Source organism: Streptomyces sp. NPDC102451 (genome assembly GCF_044765485.1).
In the GTDB taxonomy this organism is placed as follows: Bacteria; Actinomycetota; Actinomycetes; order Streptomycetales; family Streptomycetaceae; genus Streptomyces.
Genome location: NZ_JBIWKD010000009.1, coordinates 22,888 through 39,451, shown reverse-complemented (window position 1 = coordinate 39,451; position 16,564 = coordinate 22,888). Strand labels below are relative to the sequence as shown.

At 70.6% G+C, this 16,564-nt stretch carries 13 protein-coding genes; 9 read left to right on the top strand and 4 right to left on the bottom strand.

Annotation, left to right across the window (positions count from 1 at the left end; all coding sequences use genetic code 11):
* Positions 1 to 19: 19 nt before the first annotated feature.
* From cydB to ACIRD8_RS21235, 3 genes are all read left to right on the top strand, one after another.
* A complete protein-coding gene (gene cydB, locus ACIRD8_RS21245; protein WP_403993615.1) occupies positions 20 to 1,021 on the top strand; it encodes a cytochrome d ubiquinol oxidase subunit II in 1,002 nt (333 codons plus the stop codon).
* A gap of 39 nt (positions 1,022 to 1,060) precedes the next feature.
* Entirely contained in the window at positions 1,061 to 4,621 is a 3,561-nt protein-coding gene (gene cydD / locus ACIRD8_RS21240) for a thiol reductant ABC exporter subunit CydD (protein WP_403993612.1), read from the top strand.
* A 62-nt stretch (positions 4,622 to 4,683) separates the two neighbouring features.
* Entirely contained in the window at positions 4,684 to 6,390 is a 1,707-nt protein-coding gene (locus ACIRD8_RS21235; protein ID WP_403993609.1) for a GAF domain-containing protein, read from the top strand.
* 54 nt (positions 6,391 to 6,444) lie between these two features.
* On the opposite strand, the gene ACIRD8_RS21230 is transcribed toward ACIRD8_RS21235, so the two are convergent.
* Both ACIRD8_RS21230 and ACIRD8_RS21225 read right to left on the bottom strand, forming a co-directional pair.
* Positions 6,445 to 7,287: a Cof-type HAD-IIB family hydrolase gene (locus ACIRD8_RS21230; protein WP_403993606.1), complete on the bottom strand. Its 843-nt coding sequence runs from the start codon at positions 7,285 to 7,287 to the stop codon at positions 6,445 to 6,447.
* A 178-nt stretch (positions 7,288 to 7,465) separates the two neighbouring features.
* Positions 7,466 to 8,377, bottom strand: a complete 912-nt coding sequence (locus ACIRD8_RS21225; RefSeq protein ID WP_403993603.1) for an LLM class flavin-dependent oxidoreductase — start codon at positions 8,375 to 8,377, stop codon at positions 7,466 to 7,468.
* Between the two features lie 198 nt (positions 8,378 to 8,575).
* Between ACIRD8_RS21225 and ACIRD8_RS21220 the strand changes: the two genes are divergently transcribed.
* Positions 8,576 to 8,866 (top strand): hypothetical protein, encoded by a 291-nt coding sequence (locus ACIRD8_RS21220; protein ID WP_403993600.1) that lies wholly within the window; start codon positions 8,576 to 8,578, stop codon positions 8,864 to 8,866.
* Between the two features lie 13 nt (positions 8,867 to 8,879).
* Here ACIRD8_RS21220 and ACIRD8_RS21215 read toward each other — a convergent pair whose 3' ends face one another.
* Positions 8,880 to 9,422: an RNA 2'-phosphotransferase gene (locus ACIRD8_RS21215; protein WP_403993597.1), complete on the bottom strand. Its 543-nt coding sequence runs from the start codon at positions 9,420 to 9,422 to the stop codon at positions 8,880 to 8,882.
* A gap of 357 nt (positions 9,423 to 9,779) precedes the next feature.
* Entirely contained in the window at positions 9,780 to 11,609 is a 1,830-nt protein-coding gene (locus tag ACIRD8_RS21210) for an SDR family oxidoreductase (RefSeq protein ID WP_403993594.1), read from the bottom strand.
* A gap of 263 nt (positions 11,610 to 11,872) precedes the next feature.
* Between ACIRD8_RS21210 and ACIRD8_RS21205 the strand changes: the two genes are divergently transcribed.
* The 5 genes from ACIRD8_RS21205 to ACIRD8_RS21185 all read left to right on the top strand — a co-directional run bounded on the left by ACIRD8_RS21205 (position 11,873) and on the right by ACIRD8_RS21185 (position 16,416).
* The gene (locus ACIRD8_RS21205) at positions 11,873 to 12,886 is read left to right on the top strand and encodes an ABC transporter ATP-binding protein (protein WP_403994155.1); all 1,014 of its coding nucleotides are present in this window, start codon (positions 11,873 to 11,875) and stop codon (positions 12,884 to 12,886) included.
* On the top strand, positions 12,876 to 13,784 hold the full coding sequence (locus tag ACIRD8_RS21200; protein ID WP_403993591.1) for an ABC transporter permease: 909 nt from the start codon (positions 12,876 to 12,878) through the stop codon (positions 13,782 to 13,784). Before ACIRD8_RS21205 ends, ACIRD8_RS21200 begins: the two co-directional genes overlap by 11 nt.
* Positions 13,781 to 14,692 carry an ABC transporter ATP-binding protein gene (locus ACIRD8_RS21195; protein ID WP_403993588.1) on the top strand — a complete coding sequence of 304 codons (912 nt, stop codon included), beginning with the start codon at positions 13,781 to 13,783 and terminating at the stop codon, positions 14,690 to 14,692. Before ACIRD8_RS21200 ends, ACIRD8_RS21195 begins: the two co-directional genes overlap by 4 nt.
* A gap of 30 nt (positions 14,693 to 14,722) precedes the next feature.
* Positions 14,723 to 15,442 carry an ABC transporter permease gene (locus ACIRD8_RS21190; RefSeq protein WP_403993585.1) on the top strand — a complete coding sequence of 240 codons (720 nt, stop codon included), beginning with the start codon at positions 14,723 to 14,725 and terminating at the stop codon, positions 15,440 to 15,442.
* A gap of 284 nt (positions 15,443 to 15,726) precedes the next feature.
* Positions 15,727 to 16,416 carry a hypothetical protein gene (locus ACIRD8_RS21185; protein ID WP_403993582.1) on the top strand — a complete coding sequence of 230 codons (690 nt, stop codon included), beginning with the start codon at positions 15,727 to 15,729 and terminating at the stop codon, positions 16,414 to 16,416.
* Positions 16,417 to 16,564 lie beyond the last annotated feature (148 nt).

Genomic DNA, 16,564 nt, shown 5'->3' with positions numbered 1-16,564 from the left:
GATCAAGCGGAGCTGAGAGATGGAACTCCACGACGTCTGGTTCGTGCTCATCGCCGTCCTGTGGACCGGCTACTTCTTCCTGGAGGGATTCGACTTCGGTATCGGGGTCCTCACCAAGCTGCTGGCCCGCGACCGCAAGGAGCGCCGGGTCCTGATCAACACGATCGGGCCGGTCTGGGACGGGAACGAGGTGTGGCTGCTCAGCGCGGGCGGCGCGACCTTCGCGGCCTTCCCGGAGTGGTACGCCACCCTGTTCTCCGGCTTCTACCTGCCGCTGCTGGTCATCCTGCTCTGCCTGATCGTGCGCGGGGTGGCCTTCGAGTACCGGGCGAAGCGACCCGAGGAGCGGTGGCAGACCAACTGGGAGCACGCGATCTTCTGGACCTCGCTGATCCCGGCCGTTCTCTGGGGGGTGGCCTTCGGGAACATCGTCCGCGGAGTGAAGATCGACGCCGACATGGAGTACGTCGGCAACCTCTGGGACCTGCTGAACCCGTACGCCATTCTGGGCGGGCTGGTCACGCTGTTCCTCTTCACGTTCCACGGTGCGGTGTTCGCCGCGTTGAAGACCGTCGGGGACATCAGGGTGCGGGCCCGGGGGCTGGCCCTCAAGCTGGGTCTGGCCACCGCCGTACTCGCGCTGGGCTTCCTGGCCTGGACCCAGGCGGACAACGGCAACGGCTGGAGCCTGGCCGCGATGATCACCGCCGTGGTGTCGCTGGTCGTGGCGATCGGTGCCATCGGGGCGGGGCGCGAGGGCTGGTCGTTCGCGTTCTCCGGGGTGACCATCACGGCCGCGGTCGCCATGCTCTTCCTGACGCTCTTCCCGAACGTGATGCCGTCCTCGCTGAACGACGCCTGGAACCTGACGGTCTCCAACGCCTCGTCCAGCCCGTACACCCTCAAGATCATGACCTGGTGCGCCGGCATCGCGACTCCCGTGGTGCTGCTCTACCAGGGCTGGACGTACTGGGTGTTCCGCAAGCGCATCGGTACGCACCACATCGCCGATGCGCACTGAACGAGCGAACGACATGAGTCCACTGGGGAGCTGTTTCACGTGAAACCGATCGACCCGCGCCTGCTCCGGTACGCCCGAGCCACCCGGTTCTTCCTTGCGGCCGTGGTGGCGCTGGGCCTGGTCGGGGCGGGCCTGGTCATCGCCCAGGCCATGCTCGTCGCGGAAGTGGTGGTGGGCGGGTTCGAGGACGGGCTGACCGTCGCCGGGCTCCGCACACCGCTGCTCCTGCTCGCCGCTGTCGCGCTGGGGCGGGCCCTCGTGGCCTGGCTGACCGAACTGGCCGCGTACCGGGCGAGTTCCGCGGTGAAGTCCGAGCTGCGCGGCCGGCTCATGGAGCGCGCCTCGGGCCTGGGGCCGGACTGGCTGAGCGGGCAGCGCACCGGTTCGCTGATCGCGCTGGCCACCCGGGGCGTCGACGCCCTCGACGACTACTTCTCGCGCTATCTCCCGCAGCTCGGCCTCGCGGTCGTCGTTCCGGTGGCGGTGCTGGCCCGGATCGTCACCGAGGACTGGGTCTCGGCGGCGATCATCGTGGTGACGCTGCCGCTGATCCCGCTCTTCATGATCCTGATCGGATGGGCCACCCAGTCCCGGATGGACCGTCAGTGGAAGCTGCTGTCACGTCTCTCCGGGCACTTCCTCGACGTGGTCGCCGGACTTCCGACGCTGAAGGTCTTCGGGCGGGCCAAGGCGCAGGCCGAATCGATCCGCAGCATCACCTCGCAGTACCGCAGGGCCACACTGAAGACGCTCCGGATCGCCTTCCTCTCCTCCTTCGCCCTGGAACTGCTGGCGACCCTCTCGGTGGCCCTGGTCGCGGTGACGATCGGGATGCGCCTCGTCCACGGCGAGCTCGATCTCTACACCGGCCTGGTAGTTCTCATCCTGGCGCCGGAGGCCTATCTGCCGATCCGCCAGGTCGGCGCCCAGTACCACGCGGCCGCGGAAGGGCTCTCGGCCGCGGAGGAGATCTTCGCGGTGCTGGAGACCGAGCCTCCGGCCGGCGGATCCCAGGACGTACCGCCGTCCCTCCGGCTGGAACTGGATGGGGTGACGGTCCGGCACGAGGGCAGGACCGAGCCGTCGCTGGATGCGGCCTCCCTCGTGGTCGAGCAGGGGGAGACCGTCGCGCTGGTCGGCCCCAGCGGGGTCGGCAAGTCCACGCTCCTCAGCGTGGTGCTGGGGTTCACCGCGCCCGACGAGGGACGGGTCCGGGTCGGCGGGGCCGATCTGTCCGCCCTCTCCCCCGAACGCTGGCGTGAGCAGATCGCCTGGGTGCCCCAGCGTCCCCACCTCTTCGCCGGGACGATCGCGGAGAACGTACGCCTGGCCCGCCCGGACGCGGACGACGCGGCGGTCATGTCCGCGCTGCGGGAGGCGGGCGCGTACGACTTCGTGGCCGCGCTGCCGGACGGCGCCGGGACGGCCCTGGGCGAGGACGGCGCCGGGCTCTCCGCCGGGCAGCGTCAGCGCCTCGCGCTGGCACGGGCCTTCCTCGCCGACCGGCCGCTGCTGCTGCTCGACGAGCCGACGGCGAGCCTGGACGGCGAGACGGAGGCGGGCATCGTCGACGCGGTCCGGAGGCTGGCGGCGGGACGCACGGTGCTGCTGGTCGTGCACCGGCCGGCGCTGCTCACGGTCGCGGACCGGGTGGTGACGCTGGAGCCCTCACCGCCTGGGCGGACGAGCCCGGACGACGGGGCGGCACCGGATGCTGCCGCCGCCCGGGGCGGGGCCGGGTCCGGTGCTCCGGACGATGCCGGGCGGCTCGGTGCGGGGGAGCCCGCGCTGCTCCGGGACACCGCACCCAGGCCCGGGGGCCGCGTGCTGGCCCGGGTGCGGGAGGCCGCCGGGTCCCAGCACGGGAAGCTGGGCCTGGCACTGCTGTTGGGCAGCCTCGCCGTGGGCTCGTCGGTCGGTCTCATGGCCGTATCGGGGTGGCTGATCTCGCGTGCCTCCGAGCAGCCCCCGGTCCTGTATCTGATGGTCGCGGTCACCGCGACCCGGGCCTTCGGCCTGGGCCGGGCCGTCTTCCGCTACGCGGAGCGGCTGGTGTCCCACGACGCCGTCCTCAGGATGCTCGCCGATCTCAGGGTGGCGGTGTACCGCGGTCTGGAGCGGATCGCGCCCGCCGGCCTCCGGGCCACGCGGCGAGGCGACCTGCTGTCCCGTCTGGTCTCCGATGTGGACGCCTTGCAGGACTACTGGCTGCGCTGGCTGCTGCCCGCTGCGACCGCGCTCCTGGTCGGGACGGGGGCCGTCGCCTTCACCGGCTGGCTGCTGCCCGAGGCGGGCGCCGTCCTGGCCGCCGGGCTGCTCCTCGCGGGCGTGGGTGTGCCGTGGCTGAGCGGCGTCTGCGCCCGCCGAGCCGAGCGCCGGCTGGCGCCCGCCAGGGCCGCGCTGGCCGTCCGCGTCGCCGATCTCCTCGGCGGGACCGCCGAGCTGGCCGTCGCGGGTGCGCTGCCCGCCCGCAAGGAGCAGGTGCGTGCGGCGGACGGCGTCCTCACGCGGATCGCGTCGCGCGCCGCGGCCGCGACCGCGTTGGGTGGCGGACTCTCCGCCCTGATCTGCGGCCTCACCGTCGTGGGCGCGGCCGTCGTCGCGCTGCCCGCCGTGGCGGACGGGCGGCTGGCCGGGGTGGCGCTCGCGGTGGTCGTCCTCACGCCACTGGCCGCTTTCGAGGCCGTGACGGGACTCCCGCTCGCGGTGCAGTACCGCCGGCGGGTCGAGCGGAGTGCGGAGCGGGTCTACGAGGTGCTGGACGCTCCCGTACCGGTCGGGGAACCGACGGACCCCGCCGAGGCGCCCGCCTCACCCTTCCCGCTCGACGTACGAGGGCTGTCGGCCCGTTACGAGGGCGCGGAGCGCGATGCGCTGCACTCCGTCGACCTGACGCTCCACCCCGGCAAGAGGGTCGCAGTCGTCGGCCCGTCAGGTTCGGGGAAGACCACGCTCGCCCAGGTCCTGCTCCGCTTCCTTGACGTCCGGGAGGGGACGTACCGTCTCGGTGGTGTCGAGGCGGCCTCGCTGGACGGCGACACGGTCCGGACCTTCGTCGGGCTGTGCGCCCAGGACGCTCACGTCTTCGACAGCTCCATCCGCGAGAATCTGCGACTCGCCCGCACGGGCGCCTCGGACGGACAGCTGCGGGACGCCCTGGCCGCTGCCCGGCTGCTGGACTGGGCCCAGTCGCTGCCCGACGGCCTCGACACGCTGGTGGGTGAACACGGGGCCCGGCTGTCGGGCGGCCAGCGGCAGCGGCTGGCGCTGGCCCGTGCGCTCCTCGCCGACTTCCCCGTACTCGTGCTCGACGAGCCCGCGGAGCACCTGGACCTGGCGACGGCTGATGCGCTGACCGAGGATCTGCTGGCCGCCACCCGGGGGCGTACGACCGTGCTGATCACCCATCGGCTGGCGGGGATCGAGGCGGTGGACGAGGTCCTGGTGCTGGACGGGGGCCGAGTGGTCCAGCAGGGGCCGTACGCCGTTCTGGCCGCGCAGGACGGGCCGCTGCGCCGGATGCTCGAACGCGAACAGGAGCCGGTGGATACGGAGCCGGAGGGGATGCGGCCGGTGGACGCGGTGCCTGCACGGGCCTGAGGGCGGTGAGTTAGCGCTGGTTCCGACTTTCCGGACCTTTCCGCACTTACTAGGCTCAGGTCATGGCCGAGCAGGATCCGAAGGACTCTCCCGGAGCCGCGCAGCAGACCAACGGGCCCCTGCGGGGGATCTCCGCGGAGCTGACCGCACGGGTCCCGCAGCTGCTGGAAGCGATGAGGTCCGTCGGTACGGGCCTCGAGCTCCACTCCACGCTGGAGCGCATCTGTGAGACCGCGGCCGAACTCGCCCACGCCCGCTACGCGGCCATCGGCGTCATCGAGACGCCTGGTGAGGGCCTCTGCGACTTCATCACCCATGGGGTTCCCGAGGAAGCCGCCCGGGCGATCGGCCGGCCGCCCGACGGGCACACCGGTCTGCTGGGCGCACTGATCGAGGAGGGCGTGCCCATCAGGCTGGAGGATCTGGCGGCGGATCCGCGCTTCGCCGGATTCCCGGCCGGCCACCCGAAGATGCGTACGTTCCTGGGGGTCCCCATCCGGGTCCAGGGCAAGATCTTCGGCAACCTCTACGTGATGGAGAAGCGCGACGGGGACGCGTTCGGCGACGACGAACTGCACATGCTGCGCGTGCTGGCCACGGAGGCCGGGATCGCCATCGGTCACGCGCGGACGTACGAAGCCACCCGACAGCGCGAGCAGTGGATCGACGGCTCGGTGGCCGTCACGACCGCCCTGCTCTCGGCCGGCGACGCCGACGAGGCACTCGCCGTCGTCGCCGAACAGGCGCGCCGTCTCGCCGACGCAGAGGCCGGCATCGTGCTGCTGCCGGCCGCGGCGGGGGGCCTGGAGATCGTCGCCGTCGCCGGGGACAAGCCGTCCGCGTCCCTAGGAGTGATCATCCCGCCGCACAGCCCCGTGGTGGCGGCGCTCCTGAGGGGCGAGGAGGTGTTCCTGGACGACTCCGCGACCGACCCCCGCATGATCACCAGGCTGGCCGACCGGTTCGGTCCGCACATGCTGCTCCCCCTGCGCAGCGGCGGGCGGGTGCTCGGGGCGCTTTCCATCCCACGGGCCCGGGGCGGGCGGCCGTTCACCCGGACGGAGCGGACGCTGGCCACCCACTTCGCCGCGCAGGCCGCGCTGGCCCTGAAGCTGGCCGAGGCGCAGCGGGACCGGGAGAGGCTCGCCGTCTACGAGGACCGGGACCGTATCGCCCGGGATCTCCACGACCTGGTCATCCAGCGGCTCTTCGCCACCGGGATCATGCTGGAGGGCGCTCAGCGGCGTTCCCCGGTCCCCGGGGTGCAGGCGGGCATCGGACGGGCCGTGGACGAACTGGACGTGACCATCCAGGAGATCCGCACGGCCATCTTCGCGCTCCAGCAGGAACCGGCCGAGGCGCCGTCGGGCCTGCGGACCCGGGTGATGCGGGAGATCAACATGGCCGCGGTGCCCCTGGGTTTCATGCCCTCCCACCGGTTCCTGGGCCCCGTCGACTCGCTGGTGGGGGAGCTCGCCGGCAAGAACCTCATCGCGGCTCTGCGCGAGGCGCTGTCCAACACGTTCCGTCATGCGAGGGCCTCGCGCGTCGAGGTGACGGTGGACGCGACCGCGGTGCTGCCGGACGGGCGGGAAGCGGTACGGCTGACGGTCGCGGACGACGGGGTGGGGATCCCGGACGGCGGCAGGCGCAGCGGCCTGCGCAACCTCGCACGGCGTGCCGAGTCGCTGGGGGGTGCGAGCTGGTTCGGGCCGGGGGCCGGTGAGGGGGACGGCGGTACGACGGTGACCTGGCAGGTCCCGCTCTGACGCGGGTAGCGGGTCCCGGCAGTCCCGCTCCCCCCGTGCGTCTTCGCAGCCGGCTCAGCGCGCGGCGAGGATCCGCTCGATGACGATCGCGACGCCGTCCTCGTCGTTCGTGAGCGTCACACCGGACGCGGCGGCGACGGCGGCCGGATGGGCGTTGCCCATGGCGAACGAGGCGCCGGCCCAGCTCAGCATCTCCACGTCGTTGGGCATGTCCCCGAACGCGACCACCTCGTCGGGGGAGATGCCGCGTTCGGCGCAGCAGGCGGCGAGCGTGCCGGCCTTGGAGACACCGAGCCCGCTGATCTCCAGCAGCGCGGTGGGGCTGGAACGGGTGAACGACGCCCGGTCCCCCGCGAGTTCACGGGCCAGTGTGAGGAAGGCGTCCGGGGCCAGTTCGGGGTGGTGGGCGAGGACCTTCAGGACCGGCGTGCCGGTGCCCGGGGCCTCCTCGCGGAGCAGCTTCTCCGCGACGGCGACCGTGGCACCCGGGTCCATGTGGAACGGGGGGTAGGCCGGTTCGTAGTGGATGCCGGTGGCCAGTTCGACGGCGAACGACACCCCGGGGGCGGACTCGCGCAGGATGTCCACGACGGCCAGGGCGATCCCGCGGTCCAGCGGGCAGACCTTGAGGAGGCTGCCTTCGAGGAGATCGACGACCGCGGCTCCGTTCGCGCAGATCGCCATGCCATGGCCCTGCACATGAGGGCTGACGACATCCATCCAGCGGGCGGGCCTGCCGGTGACGAAGAAGACCTCGATCCCCGCCTCCTCGGCGGCTGCCAGGGCGGCGGTCGTACGGTCCGACAAGGTCTTGTCGTCCCGTAGGAGGGTGCCGTCCAGATCGGTGGCGATCAGCCGGGTCACGGCAGGCAGAGGCGAGTCGGTAGCTGAGGTCACCCGGCCATTCTCCCGTACGGAGTCGCACGGGCGTGCAGAGGGGCGCACATCTGAGAGCGCGAGTCCTTGAGCTGCGGAACATGACTCCGGCATATGCCAAAGGCCCTCAAGGGGCGACTGCCCAGGCCGGAGGGTCGGAGCGGCCCCTTCCCTCCGGCCGACGGCGGGAGCATGGCGGTCAGCCGAGCTGTGGCAGGGCCTCGGTGGCGATCCGTTCGAACAGCTCGGTGTCCATGGCGAAGTCGGAGTCCGGCACCGGCCAGTGGACGACGATCTCGGTGAATCCGAGGTCGAAGTGCGTTCCCGCGAAGTCCACGAACGCGTCGAAGGACCGCAGCGGCCGGCCGGGGGTGAAACCGGTGAGGAGGATCTTGTCCAGCTCCGAGACGTCCCGGCCGGTCTCCTCGCAGGCGGCGCCGAGCCGGCTGATCTGACCGCGGACGGCTGCCACGGACTGCTCAGGAGTGCCGGTCTCGTACAGCTTCGGATCACCCGTGGTCACCCACGCCTGGCCGTACCGTGCCGCGAGCTTCAGTCCGCGCGGGCCGGTGGCGGCGACCGCGAAGGGCAGCCGGGGGCGCTGCACGCAGCCGGGGATGTTCCGGGCCTCGTTCGCGGCGTAGAACCGGCCCTCCTGCGTCACGGAGGGCTCCCGGAGCAGCCGGTCGAGCAGCGGGACGAACTCGTCGAAGTGGTCGGCGCGTTCGCGGGGCGTCCACGGCTCCTCGCCGCTCCCGCGCAGCGTGGTGGCGTCGAAGCCGTTGCCCCCGGCGCCGATACCGAGCGTGATCCGTCCGTCGGAGACGTCGTCCAGCGTGATGAGGTCCTTGGCGAGCGTCACCGGGTGGCGGAAGTTGGGCGAGGTGACGAGCGTGCCCAGGCGCAGTCGCTCGGTGGCCGCTGCGGCGGCCGTCAGCGTCGGGACGGCTCCGAACCACGGACCGTCGCGGAACGACCGCCAGGCCAGATGGTCGTAGGTGTACGCGGCGTGGAACCCCAGCTCCTCGGCGCGTACCCACAAGGGCCGGCCGCCGTCGTGCCAGCGGCGGATGGGCAGGATCACGGTGCTCAGTCGGCGGGAGGAGGTCATGACCAGACTCTACGGCGGTCCCCGAGGGCTTCGTCGGCCACCGGTGAACGGGGCGGAGAGGGGGAGGAACTCCGCCGGGGCCGGGCGGCAGTGGTTGCCGGGGAGAGGCGCCGGGGCGACGCTGGAAGGGAACCCGGCCGGTCCTGCCCGCGCGTGCGCACGGCACCGGGCGCGGTTCGCCGGAAGGAATGAATCGTCATGAGGATGCTGCTCACCGCGCAGATGGACACCGAGACGGCCAACCGATCGGTGTCCGAGGGAACCATGTCCAAGATGATCGAGGAGGTCGTCGAGCAGCTGAAGCCCGAAGCGGCGTACTTCACCATCCAGAACGGTCGGCGCGGCTGTCTCATGGTGTTCGACATGCAGGACTCCGCCCAGATGCCATCGCTGCTGGAGCCCTTGTTCCACGCGAATTCCAAGATCTCCCTGCAGCCCGTCATGAACCTCGACGACCTGCGCGCGGGCCTCGGTGGCATGGAGCGCTGAACTGCGGCACGCGTCATTCCCGCAGACGCAGGAACGGAGGCGGTACGGAGTCGGTCAGCCATACCCCGTTCGCGCTGACATGGAAGACGTGGCCGGCCCGGTGCATGGCTCCCGCGTCCACCGCGAGGACGACCGGGGCGCCGCGACGGGCGCCGACGCGGACCGCGGTCTCGCGGTCGGGCGAGAGATGGACATGGTGACGGTTCATGGGCCGCAGCCCTTCGGTACGGATGGCGTCGAGCACCCGTGCCACGGTGCCGTGGAAGAGGTACGCCGGTGGTTCGGCCGGGGGCAGGCCGAGGTCGACGGTGACGGAGTGGCCCTGGTTCGCCCGGATGCGATCACCGTCCAGGGTGAACCGCTGTTTGTCATTGACCGCGACGACGTGGTCGAGGTCGTCCCTGCTGATGGTGAAGCCGTGCCGGGCGCAGGCCCGCAGCAGCTCGTCGACGGCCACCCAGCCGTGGGTGTCGAGAGTGATCCCGATCCGGCCGGGTTCGTGCCGCAGGTGCTTCGAAAGGTACTTGGACACCTTGACGGTGCGTCGTTCGTCCATCCCGTCAGAGTGCCTCCGTCACTTCTGTCGGCGCACCTCGATTTCACCCGACGTTCGCGGCGCGCATTGACGTGAACAGGTTTGATCCACAGCCAACTCGCGTTATCCACAGGGCTTTTGGCTTTCCTGTGGACAAGTGCTGGCCGGTATAGGGCATTTGCCCAACATGCCTGCTATTGGTGGAGTTTGCGATCCATGCGCCGGTACGCTCCTCCCAACACGCGCTCTGCGAAGTGGAAACGACCAAGTGGCGGGGCCGAAAACGCAAGTTGTGGTGCGGGGTCACAGCCCTTAGGAGCCAACCCGAAGGGTCAGCAGGTGAATTGGAGCAGGCGTGCTCCCAATGCACCGCACTGCTCACAGCGGTGGCTTCACCCGGGCGACGCCGCGCAGCATCCGGGGGCTGATCCGTGAGAGCCACCGTGCGCCACGGGCCTCCGGCGTCACCGGCACCACGGCCCGGTTGTGCACCACCGCCCCGAGGATCGCCCTGGCCACCTTCTCCGCAGGGTAGTTGCGCAGCGAGTAGAGCCGAGCCGTCCGCTTCCGGAGGCGCGCCTCCTCCGCCTCGTCGGCCCCGGCGAAGTGCGCGGTGCCGGTGATGCCGGTGTCGACGAAACCAGGGCAGATCGCGCTGACCCCGATCGACCGCTCGGCCAATTCCGCGCGCAGGCATTCACTGAGCATCAGCACCGCCGCCTTGGAGGTGCTGTAGGCGGGCAGCACCCGCGACGGCTGATAGGCGGCGGCCGAGGCGACGTTGACGATGTGGCCGCCCTGCCCGCGCTCGGCCATCTGCCCGCCGAAGATCCGGCAGCCGTGGATCACGCCCCAGAGATTGACGTCGAGGACCTTCCTCCAGTCCTCGCTCGTCGTGTCGAGGAAAGCGCCCGACAGACCGACACCCGCGTTGTTCACCAGGACGTCCACGACGCCGTGTTCGGCGGCCACCTTCTCGCCGAGCTTCTCCATCGCCTGCTCGTCCCCGACATCCACCACCTCGCCCCACGCGGCGGGCGCGCCGATGAGCTCGGCGGCCTCCGCCGTCCGGGCCACGCCCTCCGCGTCCCGGTCCACGGCCACCACCCGCGCTCCGGCCTCGGCGAAGGCCAGCGCCGTCGCGCGCCCGATCCCCGATGCGGCGCCCGTCACCAGGACCAACTGCCCGCCGAACCGGTCCGCATGGGCACCGGTGGCCGCCTTGACCGCCGGACCGGAACAAGCGGAACCAGCGGAACCAGCGGAACCATCCTGGCCGTCCGATTCCCCGCCGCCGGACTCCTGGCCGCCGGATTCCACGCCTTCGGCGAACTCCCCGATCCAGGCGGCCAGCTGATCCGGTCTGGTGCGCGGGACCCAGTGCTTCGCCGGCAGGGTGCGCCGCACCAACCGGGGCACCCAGGAATCCAGTTCGTCGTAGAGGGACGGCGAGAGGAAGGCGTCGCCGGTCGGGGTGATCAGCTGCACCGGCACATGCGCGTACGCGTCCGGGCGTGGGCGGCGCAGGCGGAACCGGATGTTGTCCCGGTAGAGCCAGGCCCCGTGGGACGCGTCCCGAGGGAGCGAAGCCGTCGGATACCCGTCCGCGGGCACCTTCTCCATGCGCTGCAGGATGCGCGGCCACTGCCTGCCGAGCGCCCCGCGCCACGCCATCTCGGGCAGGGCCGGCGTGTGCAGCGCGTACACGTACCAGGACTTGGCGCCCTGGCCGAGCAACTGCCCCACCCCACGCGGGTCCGGGTGGGACATCCGCCGCTTGATCCAGTGCCCGAAGTGGTCGAGGGAAGGTCCGGACATCGAGGTGAACGAGGCGATACGGCCCTGGGTCCGCTCCACCGTCGCGAACTCCCAGGACTGGACCGAACCCCAGTCGTGGCCGACCACATGGACGGGCCGGTCCGGGCTCACGGCGTCCGCGACGGCCAGGAAGTCGTCGGTCAGCTTCTCCAGGGTGAATCCTCCGCGCAGCGGCTCGGGCGCCGTCGACCTGCCGTGGCCCCGCACGTCGTAGAGCACCACGTGCCACTGCTCCGCCAGCCGCTCCGCGACCTCGGACCAGACCTCCTTGCTGTCCGGATAGCCGTGCACCAGCACGACCGTCGGCTGCGCGGCATCGCCCAGCTCGGCGACACACAGCTCGATCCCGCCCGTACGAACCCAGCGCTCACGCGCGTTTCGCAGCTCCACGCCGCCTCCTCGTCCAGTGCCGGCGTTGCGGTACGCGTCCGTAACGTGACACCGCTGAATGTGGCAACCGACGTACGGCCGCGTCAAGGGATGCCCCGAACCTGTGGACAACACCCTGTGGACGAACGGGCCCGGATGCGCCCACCCCGGGTCCTCCCTCGTGGGGTCCCCCTACGGGTCCGTACGCCTGGAGTCTGACGCGGATACAGCCGCCTGGTCTGACGACTGCTGTGGCGCGCGCCACTACCTTCGAAGACGTGACTGTGATCGCAACCGAAAGCCTGAGCAAGCGGTTCCCGAGGGTGACCGCGCTTGACCGGCTCTCCTTGGACATCGGACCGGGCGTGACCGGCCTGGTGGGTTCCAACGGAGCCGGCAAGTCCACACTGATCAAGATCCTGCTGGGTCTGTCCCCCGCCACCGAAGGCCGGGCCGCGGTGCTCGGGCTCGACGTGGCGACCGAGGGCGCCGCCATCCGGGAGCGGGTCGGGTACATGCCCGAGCACGACTGCCTGCCCCCGGACGTCTCGGCGACCGAGTTCGTGGTCCACATGGCGCGGATGTCCGGGCTGCCGCCCACCGCGGCACGCGAGCGCACCGCGGACACCCTGCGCCACGTAGGGCTGTACGAGGAGCGCTACCGGCCCATCGGCGGATATTCGACCGGCATGAAGCAGCGGGTGAAGCTGGCCCAGGCACTGGTCCACGACCCGAAGCTGGTCCTCCTCGACGAGCCGACCAACGGCCTGGACCCCGTCGGCCGGGACGAGATGCTCGGCCTGATCCGCCGTGTCCACACCGACTTCGGCATCTCGGTGCTGGTCACCTCACACCTCCTCGGAGAGCTGGAGAGGACCTGCGACCACGTCGTCGTCATCGACGGCGGCGCGCTGCTGCGTTCCAGCTCCACCAGCGACTTCACCCAGACCACCACGACGCTGGCGGTCGAGGTCACCGACAGCGACACCCACCCGGACGGTACGGACGCTCTGCGCCGGGCCCTCACCGGAGCCGGGATCAAGCTCGTCGGACACGACGGCCTCGACGCCGCGGGGCTGCCGGGCGCAGGCCACATCCTCCTGGTGGAGGCGACGGGCGAGGAGACGTACGACGTGGTCCGCGACAGCGTCGCCGGCCTCGGACTGGGCCTCATCCGGATGGAACAGCGGCGCCACCACATCGCCGAGGTCTTCCGTACCGAAGAGGCACCGCGTGCGGCCGTGGCCGCGGCAGCGGGTGCCGGACAGCAGAAGGGGAGCGGTCGCGATGAGCACTGAGACCGGGACCGTGGCCGGGAGCGACACCTCCCGGATCCACAACATCGGATACCGCTCCTACGACGGCGCCCGCCTGGGCAGGGCTTACGCCCGCAGGTCGTTGTTCTCGCAGTCCCTGCGGGGCTCGTTCGGACTGGGCAGGTCCGCCAAGTCCAAGGTGCTGCCGATGCTGCTGTGCGGGGTGATGTGCCTGGTGGCGCTGATCCTCGTCGCGGTCGCCATCGCCACGCCCGGCATGACGAAACTCCCCATCAAGTACACGGACTTCGCGATCTACCTGCAGGCCGTGATCGGACTCTTCATCGCCTCCCAGGCGCCGCAGTCCGTCTCCAGGGACCTCCGTTTCAAGAGCGTGCCGCTGTACTTCTCACGGCCGATCGAACGCGTCGACTACGTACTGGCCAAGTTCGCGGCCATGACGTCGGCCCTGCTGATCCTGACCGGGCTGCCGCTCGTCATCCTCTTCGTGGGCTCGCTGCTGGCCAAGTTCGACTTCGCCGCTCAGGCCAAGGGCTTCGGACAGGGGATGGTCTCGGTGGCGCTGCTCTCCGTGCTGTTCGCCGGGCTCGGACTGGTGGTCGCCGCGCTGACACCGCGCAGGGGCTTCGGAGTCGCCGCCGTGATCGCCGTAATGACCATCACCTACGGCGCGGTCTCCACGGTCCAGGCCATCGCCTGGCAGACGGATTCGGCCGGCGCCATCACCTGGCTGGGACTGTTCTCGCCGATCACGCTGATCGACGGGGTGCAGACCGCGTTCCTCGGCGCCACCTCCGCCTTCCCCGGCGGGGACGGGCCCGGAGCCGCCGCCGGCGTGGTCTATCTGCTCGTTGTTCTCGCGCTCGTCGCCGGCTCGTACGCCGTACTGATGCGCCGCTACCGGAGGGTCGGGCTGTGACCACCATCGAGATCGACCACACCTCCCGCTGGTTCGGCAATGTGGTCGCCGTCAACGACGTGAGCATGACCGTGGGCCCCGGAGTCACCGGGCTGCTCGGGCCCAACGGAGCCGGGAAGTCCACGCTGATCAACATGATGGCCGGGTTCCTCGCGCCGTCGACCGGCACGGTGACGCTCGACGGCACACAGATCTGGCGCAACGAGGCGGTCTACAAGGCGATCGGGATCGTGCCGGAGCGGGAGGGGATGTACGACTTCCTGACCGGCCGCGAGTTCGTCGTCGCCAACGCCGAGCTGCACGGACTGGGTGACGCGGCCGCGCACAAGGCGCTGGCCACGGTCGAGATGGAGTACGCGCAGGACCGCAAGATCTCGACGTACAGCAAGGGCATGCGCCAGCGCGTGAAGATGGCGTCCGCGCTGGTCCACGACCCCTCGGTGCTGCTCCTGGACGAGCCGTTCAACGGCATGGACCCGCGGCAGCGGATGCAGCTCATGGAGCTGCTGCGCCGGATGGGGGCCGAGGGCCGTACGGTGCTCTTCTCCTCGCACATCCTCGAAGAGGTCGAACAGCTCGCCTCGCACATCGAGGTGATCGTGGCGGGCCGTCATGCCGCGTCGGGCGACTTCCGGAAGATCCGCCGTCTGATGACGGACCGGCCGCACCGCTACCTCGTCCGGTCCAGTGACGACCGGGCGCTCGCCGCGGCGCTCATCGCGGACCCGTCGACGGCGGGGATCGAGGTCGACGTCACGGAGAAGGCCCTGCGCATCCAGGCGGTCGACTTCGGGAGGTTCACGACGCTGCTGCCGAAGGTCGCGCGTGAACACGGCATCCGGCTGCTCACCGTCTCCCCGTCCGACGAGTCCCTCGAATCGGTCTTTTCCTATCTCGTAGCGGCCTGAGTAGTGGCCTGAAAGGAGCTGTGAAGCGTCATGTACGACCCCACAGTCGCCCGGCTCACCTACCGGGCCCTGCTCGGCCGGCGCCGGGCCGCCATCCTGTTCGTCCTGCCGGTCCTCCTGGTGGCCATCGCCGTGGCGGTACGGGCGTTCGCCGGAGCCGATGACGGCGTCGCCTCCGGCGTGCTGGGCGGTTTCGCCATCGCCACGATGGTCCCGCTCATCGGTGTCATCGCGGGCACCGGTGCCATCGGGCCGGAGATCGACGACGGCTCGATCGTCTATCTGCTCGCCAAGCCGGTGAAGCGGCCCACGATCATCTTCACCAAGCTCATCGTCGCCGTCGCCGTGACGATGCTGTTCTCGGCGCTGCCCACGCTGATCGCGGGTCTGATCCTCAACGGCAACGGCGGACAGATCGCCGTGGCCTACACGATCGCGGCGCTGGTCGCCTCGATCGCGTACAGCGCGCTGTTCCTGCTGCTCGGTACGGTCAGCCGGCACGCCGTGGTCTTCGGTCTGGTGTACGCCCTGGTGTGGGAGGCCCTCTTCGGCAGTCTGGTCCCGGGGGCCAGGACGCTCAGCGTGCAGCAGTGGTCCCTGTCGGTCGCCGAGAAGGTGGCCGGGGACGGCCTGGTCACCTCGGACGTCGGCCTTCCGCTGGCCACTCTGCTGCTGGCCGGGGTCACGGTCGTGGCCACGTGGTACGCGGGTCAGAAGCTCAGGGCCCTGAAGCTCGCCGGCGAGGAGTGAGCCAGGCGCCACCCCTGCAACCCCCGCCCACCGGGCGGGGGTTGTTCCGCGTGCGGCGGTCGGATGCGTGACCAGGCGTTGATCAGCTCGTTGTACCGGGTGCGTGGAGGCAACTGGAATCTGTGGCGTCGAGCTTTCGTGAATTCGGGGAATGCCGGCAGCGGTGAGGCGAGCGCCCGCCCGGCCGGTCATCGAGTGAGTGGCAACCGTGAGCGACCTCCGCCCTCGCAGCCCGGGGACAGGGCGGTCCTTGCCATTCCCACGTACGCACGAGAGGCACACCCATGCCCACGGAAGTCGCCCTGCTCGAATCCCAAGCCCTCCGGGTCGAGCAGATGGGGCGCGTCGAAGTCCTCGACAAGGTCAAGAGCCTTGTCATGCTCCCGGACGGAATTCACCTTCGCACAGAGGAGGTGGCCCGGTACTTCGAAGTATCCACAGAGGTCATCAAGAAGCTGACCCAGCGCCACCGCAGCGAGGTGGAGGAGAACGGCCTCAGGCTGATGCGCGGCGCTGAGCTGCGCGCCTTCCATAGGGACATGATGTCCCTATGGAAGGGGGAGGGGTCTGAAAGTTATCCACAGGCCCCGACTCAGCTCACGCTCTACACCCGCAGGACCGTGCTCAACGTCGCCATGCTTCTTCGCGACAGCGACATCGCGCGCAGTGTCCGTACCCACCTGCTCGACGCGGAGGAGGAGCTCAGGGCCTCCTATGTCTCGCTGGACCGGCGCGTCACCCGTATCGAGGGCTGCCTGGCCGATGTGGGGAGCGCGCTCCAGGAGCTGGGCCCGGTGCTCGGCCGGATGTCGCGGCGGTTCGACTCGCTGGACCGGAAGCTGGACGTCACCCACCAGCTCATCGGTGCTGTCAGCGTCCGGCTCACCGACGTCTCGCAGGACGTCATCCGACTCGATGCCCGCATGGATGACCTCGCGCACCGGCTGAAGGATCTGAGCCGCAGGAGCGGCTGACGTACGGCCGGGGGCCACCGGATAAATGGGTGGTCCCCGGACGGCGGTCTCGGGCACAGTGAGGGGGACGGCGCGGTACGGCGCCGTCCCTGTGGACCGGGAGAGGAGCGCGGCGATGACCAGGAGTCCGAGTCCGTCGTGTTCCCGA

Excerpts from the sequence above, each read along its gene's own strand:
- cydB (WP_403993615.1), top strand. The coding sequence starts at position 20 with ATGGAACTCCACGACGTCTGGTTCGTGCTCATCGCCGTCCTGTGGACC.
- ACIRD8_RS21185 (WP_403993582.1), top strand. The coding sequence starts at position 15,727 with ATGCCCACGGAAGTCGCCCTGCTCGAATCCCAAGCCCTCCGGGTCGAG.
- ACIRD8_RS21220 (WP_403993600.1), top strand. The coding sequence starts at position 8,576 with ATGAGGATGCTGCTCACCGCGCAGATGGACACCGAGACGGCCAACCGA.
- ACIRD8_RS21215 (WP_403993597.1), bottom strand. The coding sequence starts at position 9,422 with ATGGACGAACGACGCACCGTCAAGGTGTCCAAGTACCTTTCGAAGCAC.
- ACIRD8_RS21190 (WP_403993585.1), top strand. The coding sequence starts at position 14,723 with ATGTACGACCCCACAGTCGCCCGGCTCACCTACCGGGCCCTGCTCGGC.
- ACIRD8_RS21235 (WP_403993609.1), top strand. The coding sequence starts at position 4,684 with ATGGCCGAGCAGGATCCGAAGGACTCTCCCGGAGCCGCGCAGCAGACC.
- ACIRD8_RS21200 (WP_403993591.1), top strand. The coding sequence starts at position 12,876 with ATGAGCACTGAGACCGGGACCGTGGCCGGGAGCGACACCTCCCGGATC.
- ACIRD8_RS21225 (WP_403993603.1), bottom strand. The coding sequence starts at position 8,377 with ATGACCTCCTCCCGCCGACTGAGCACCGTGATCCTGCCCATCCGCCGC.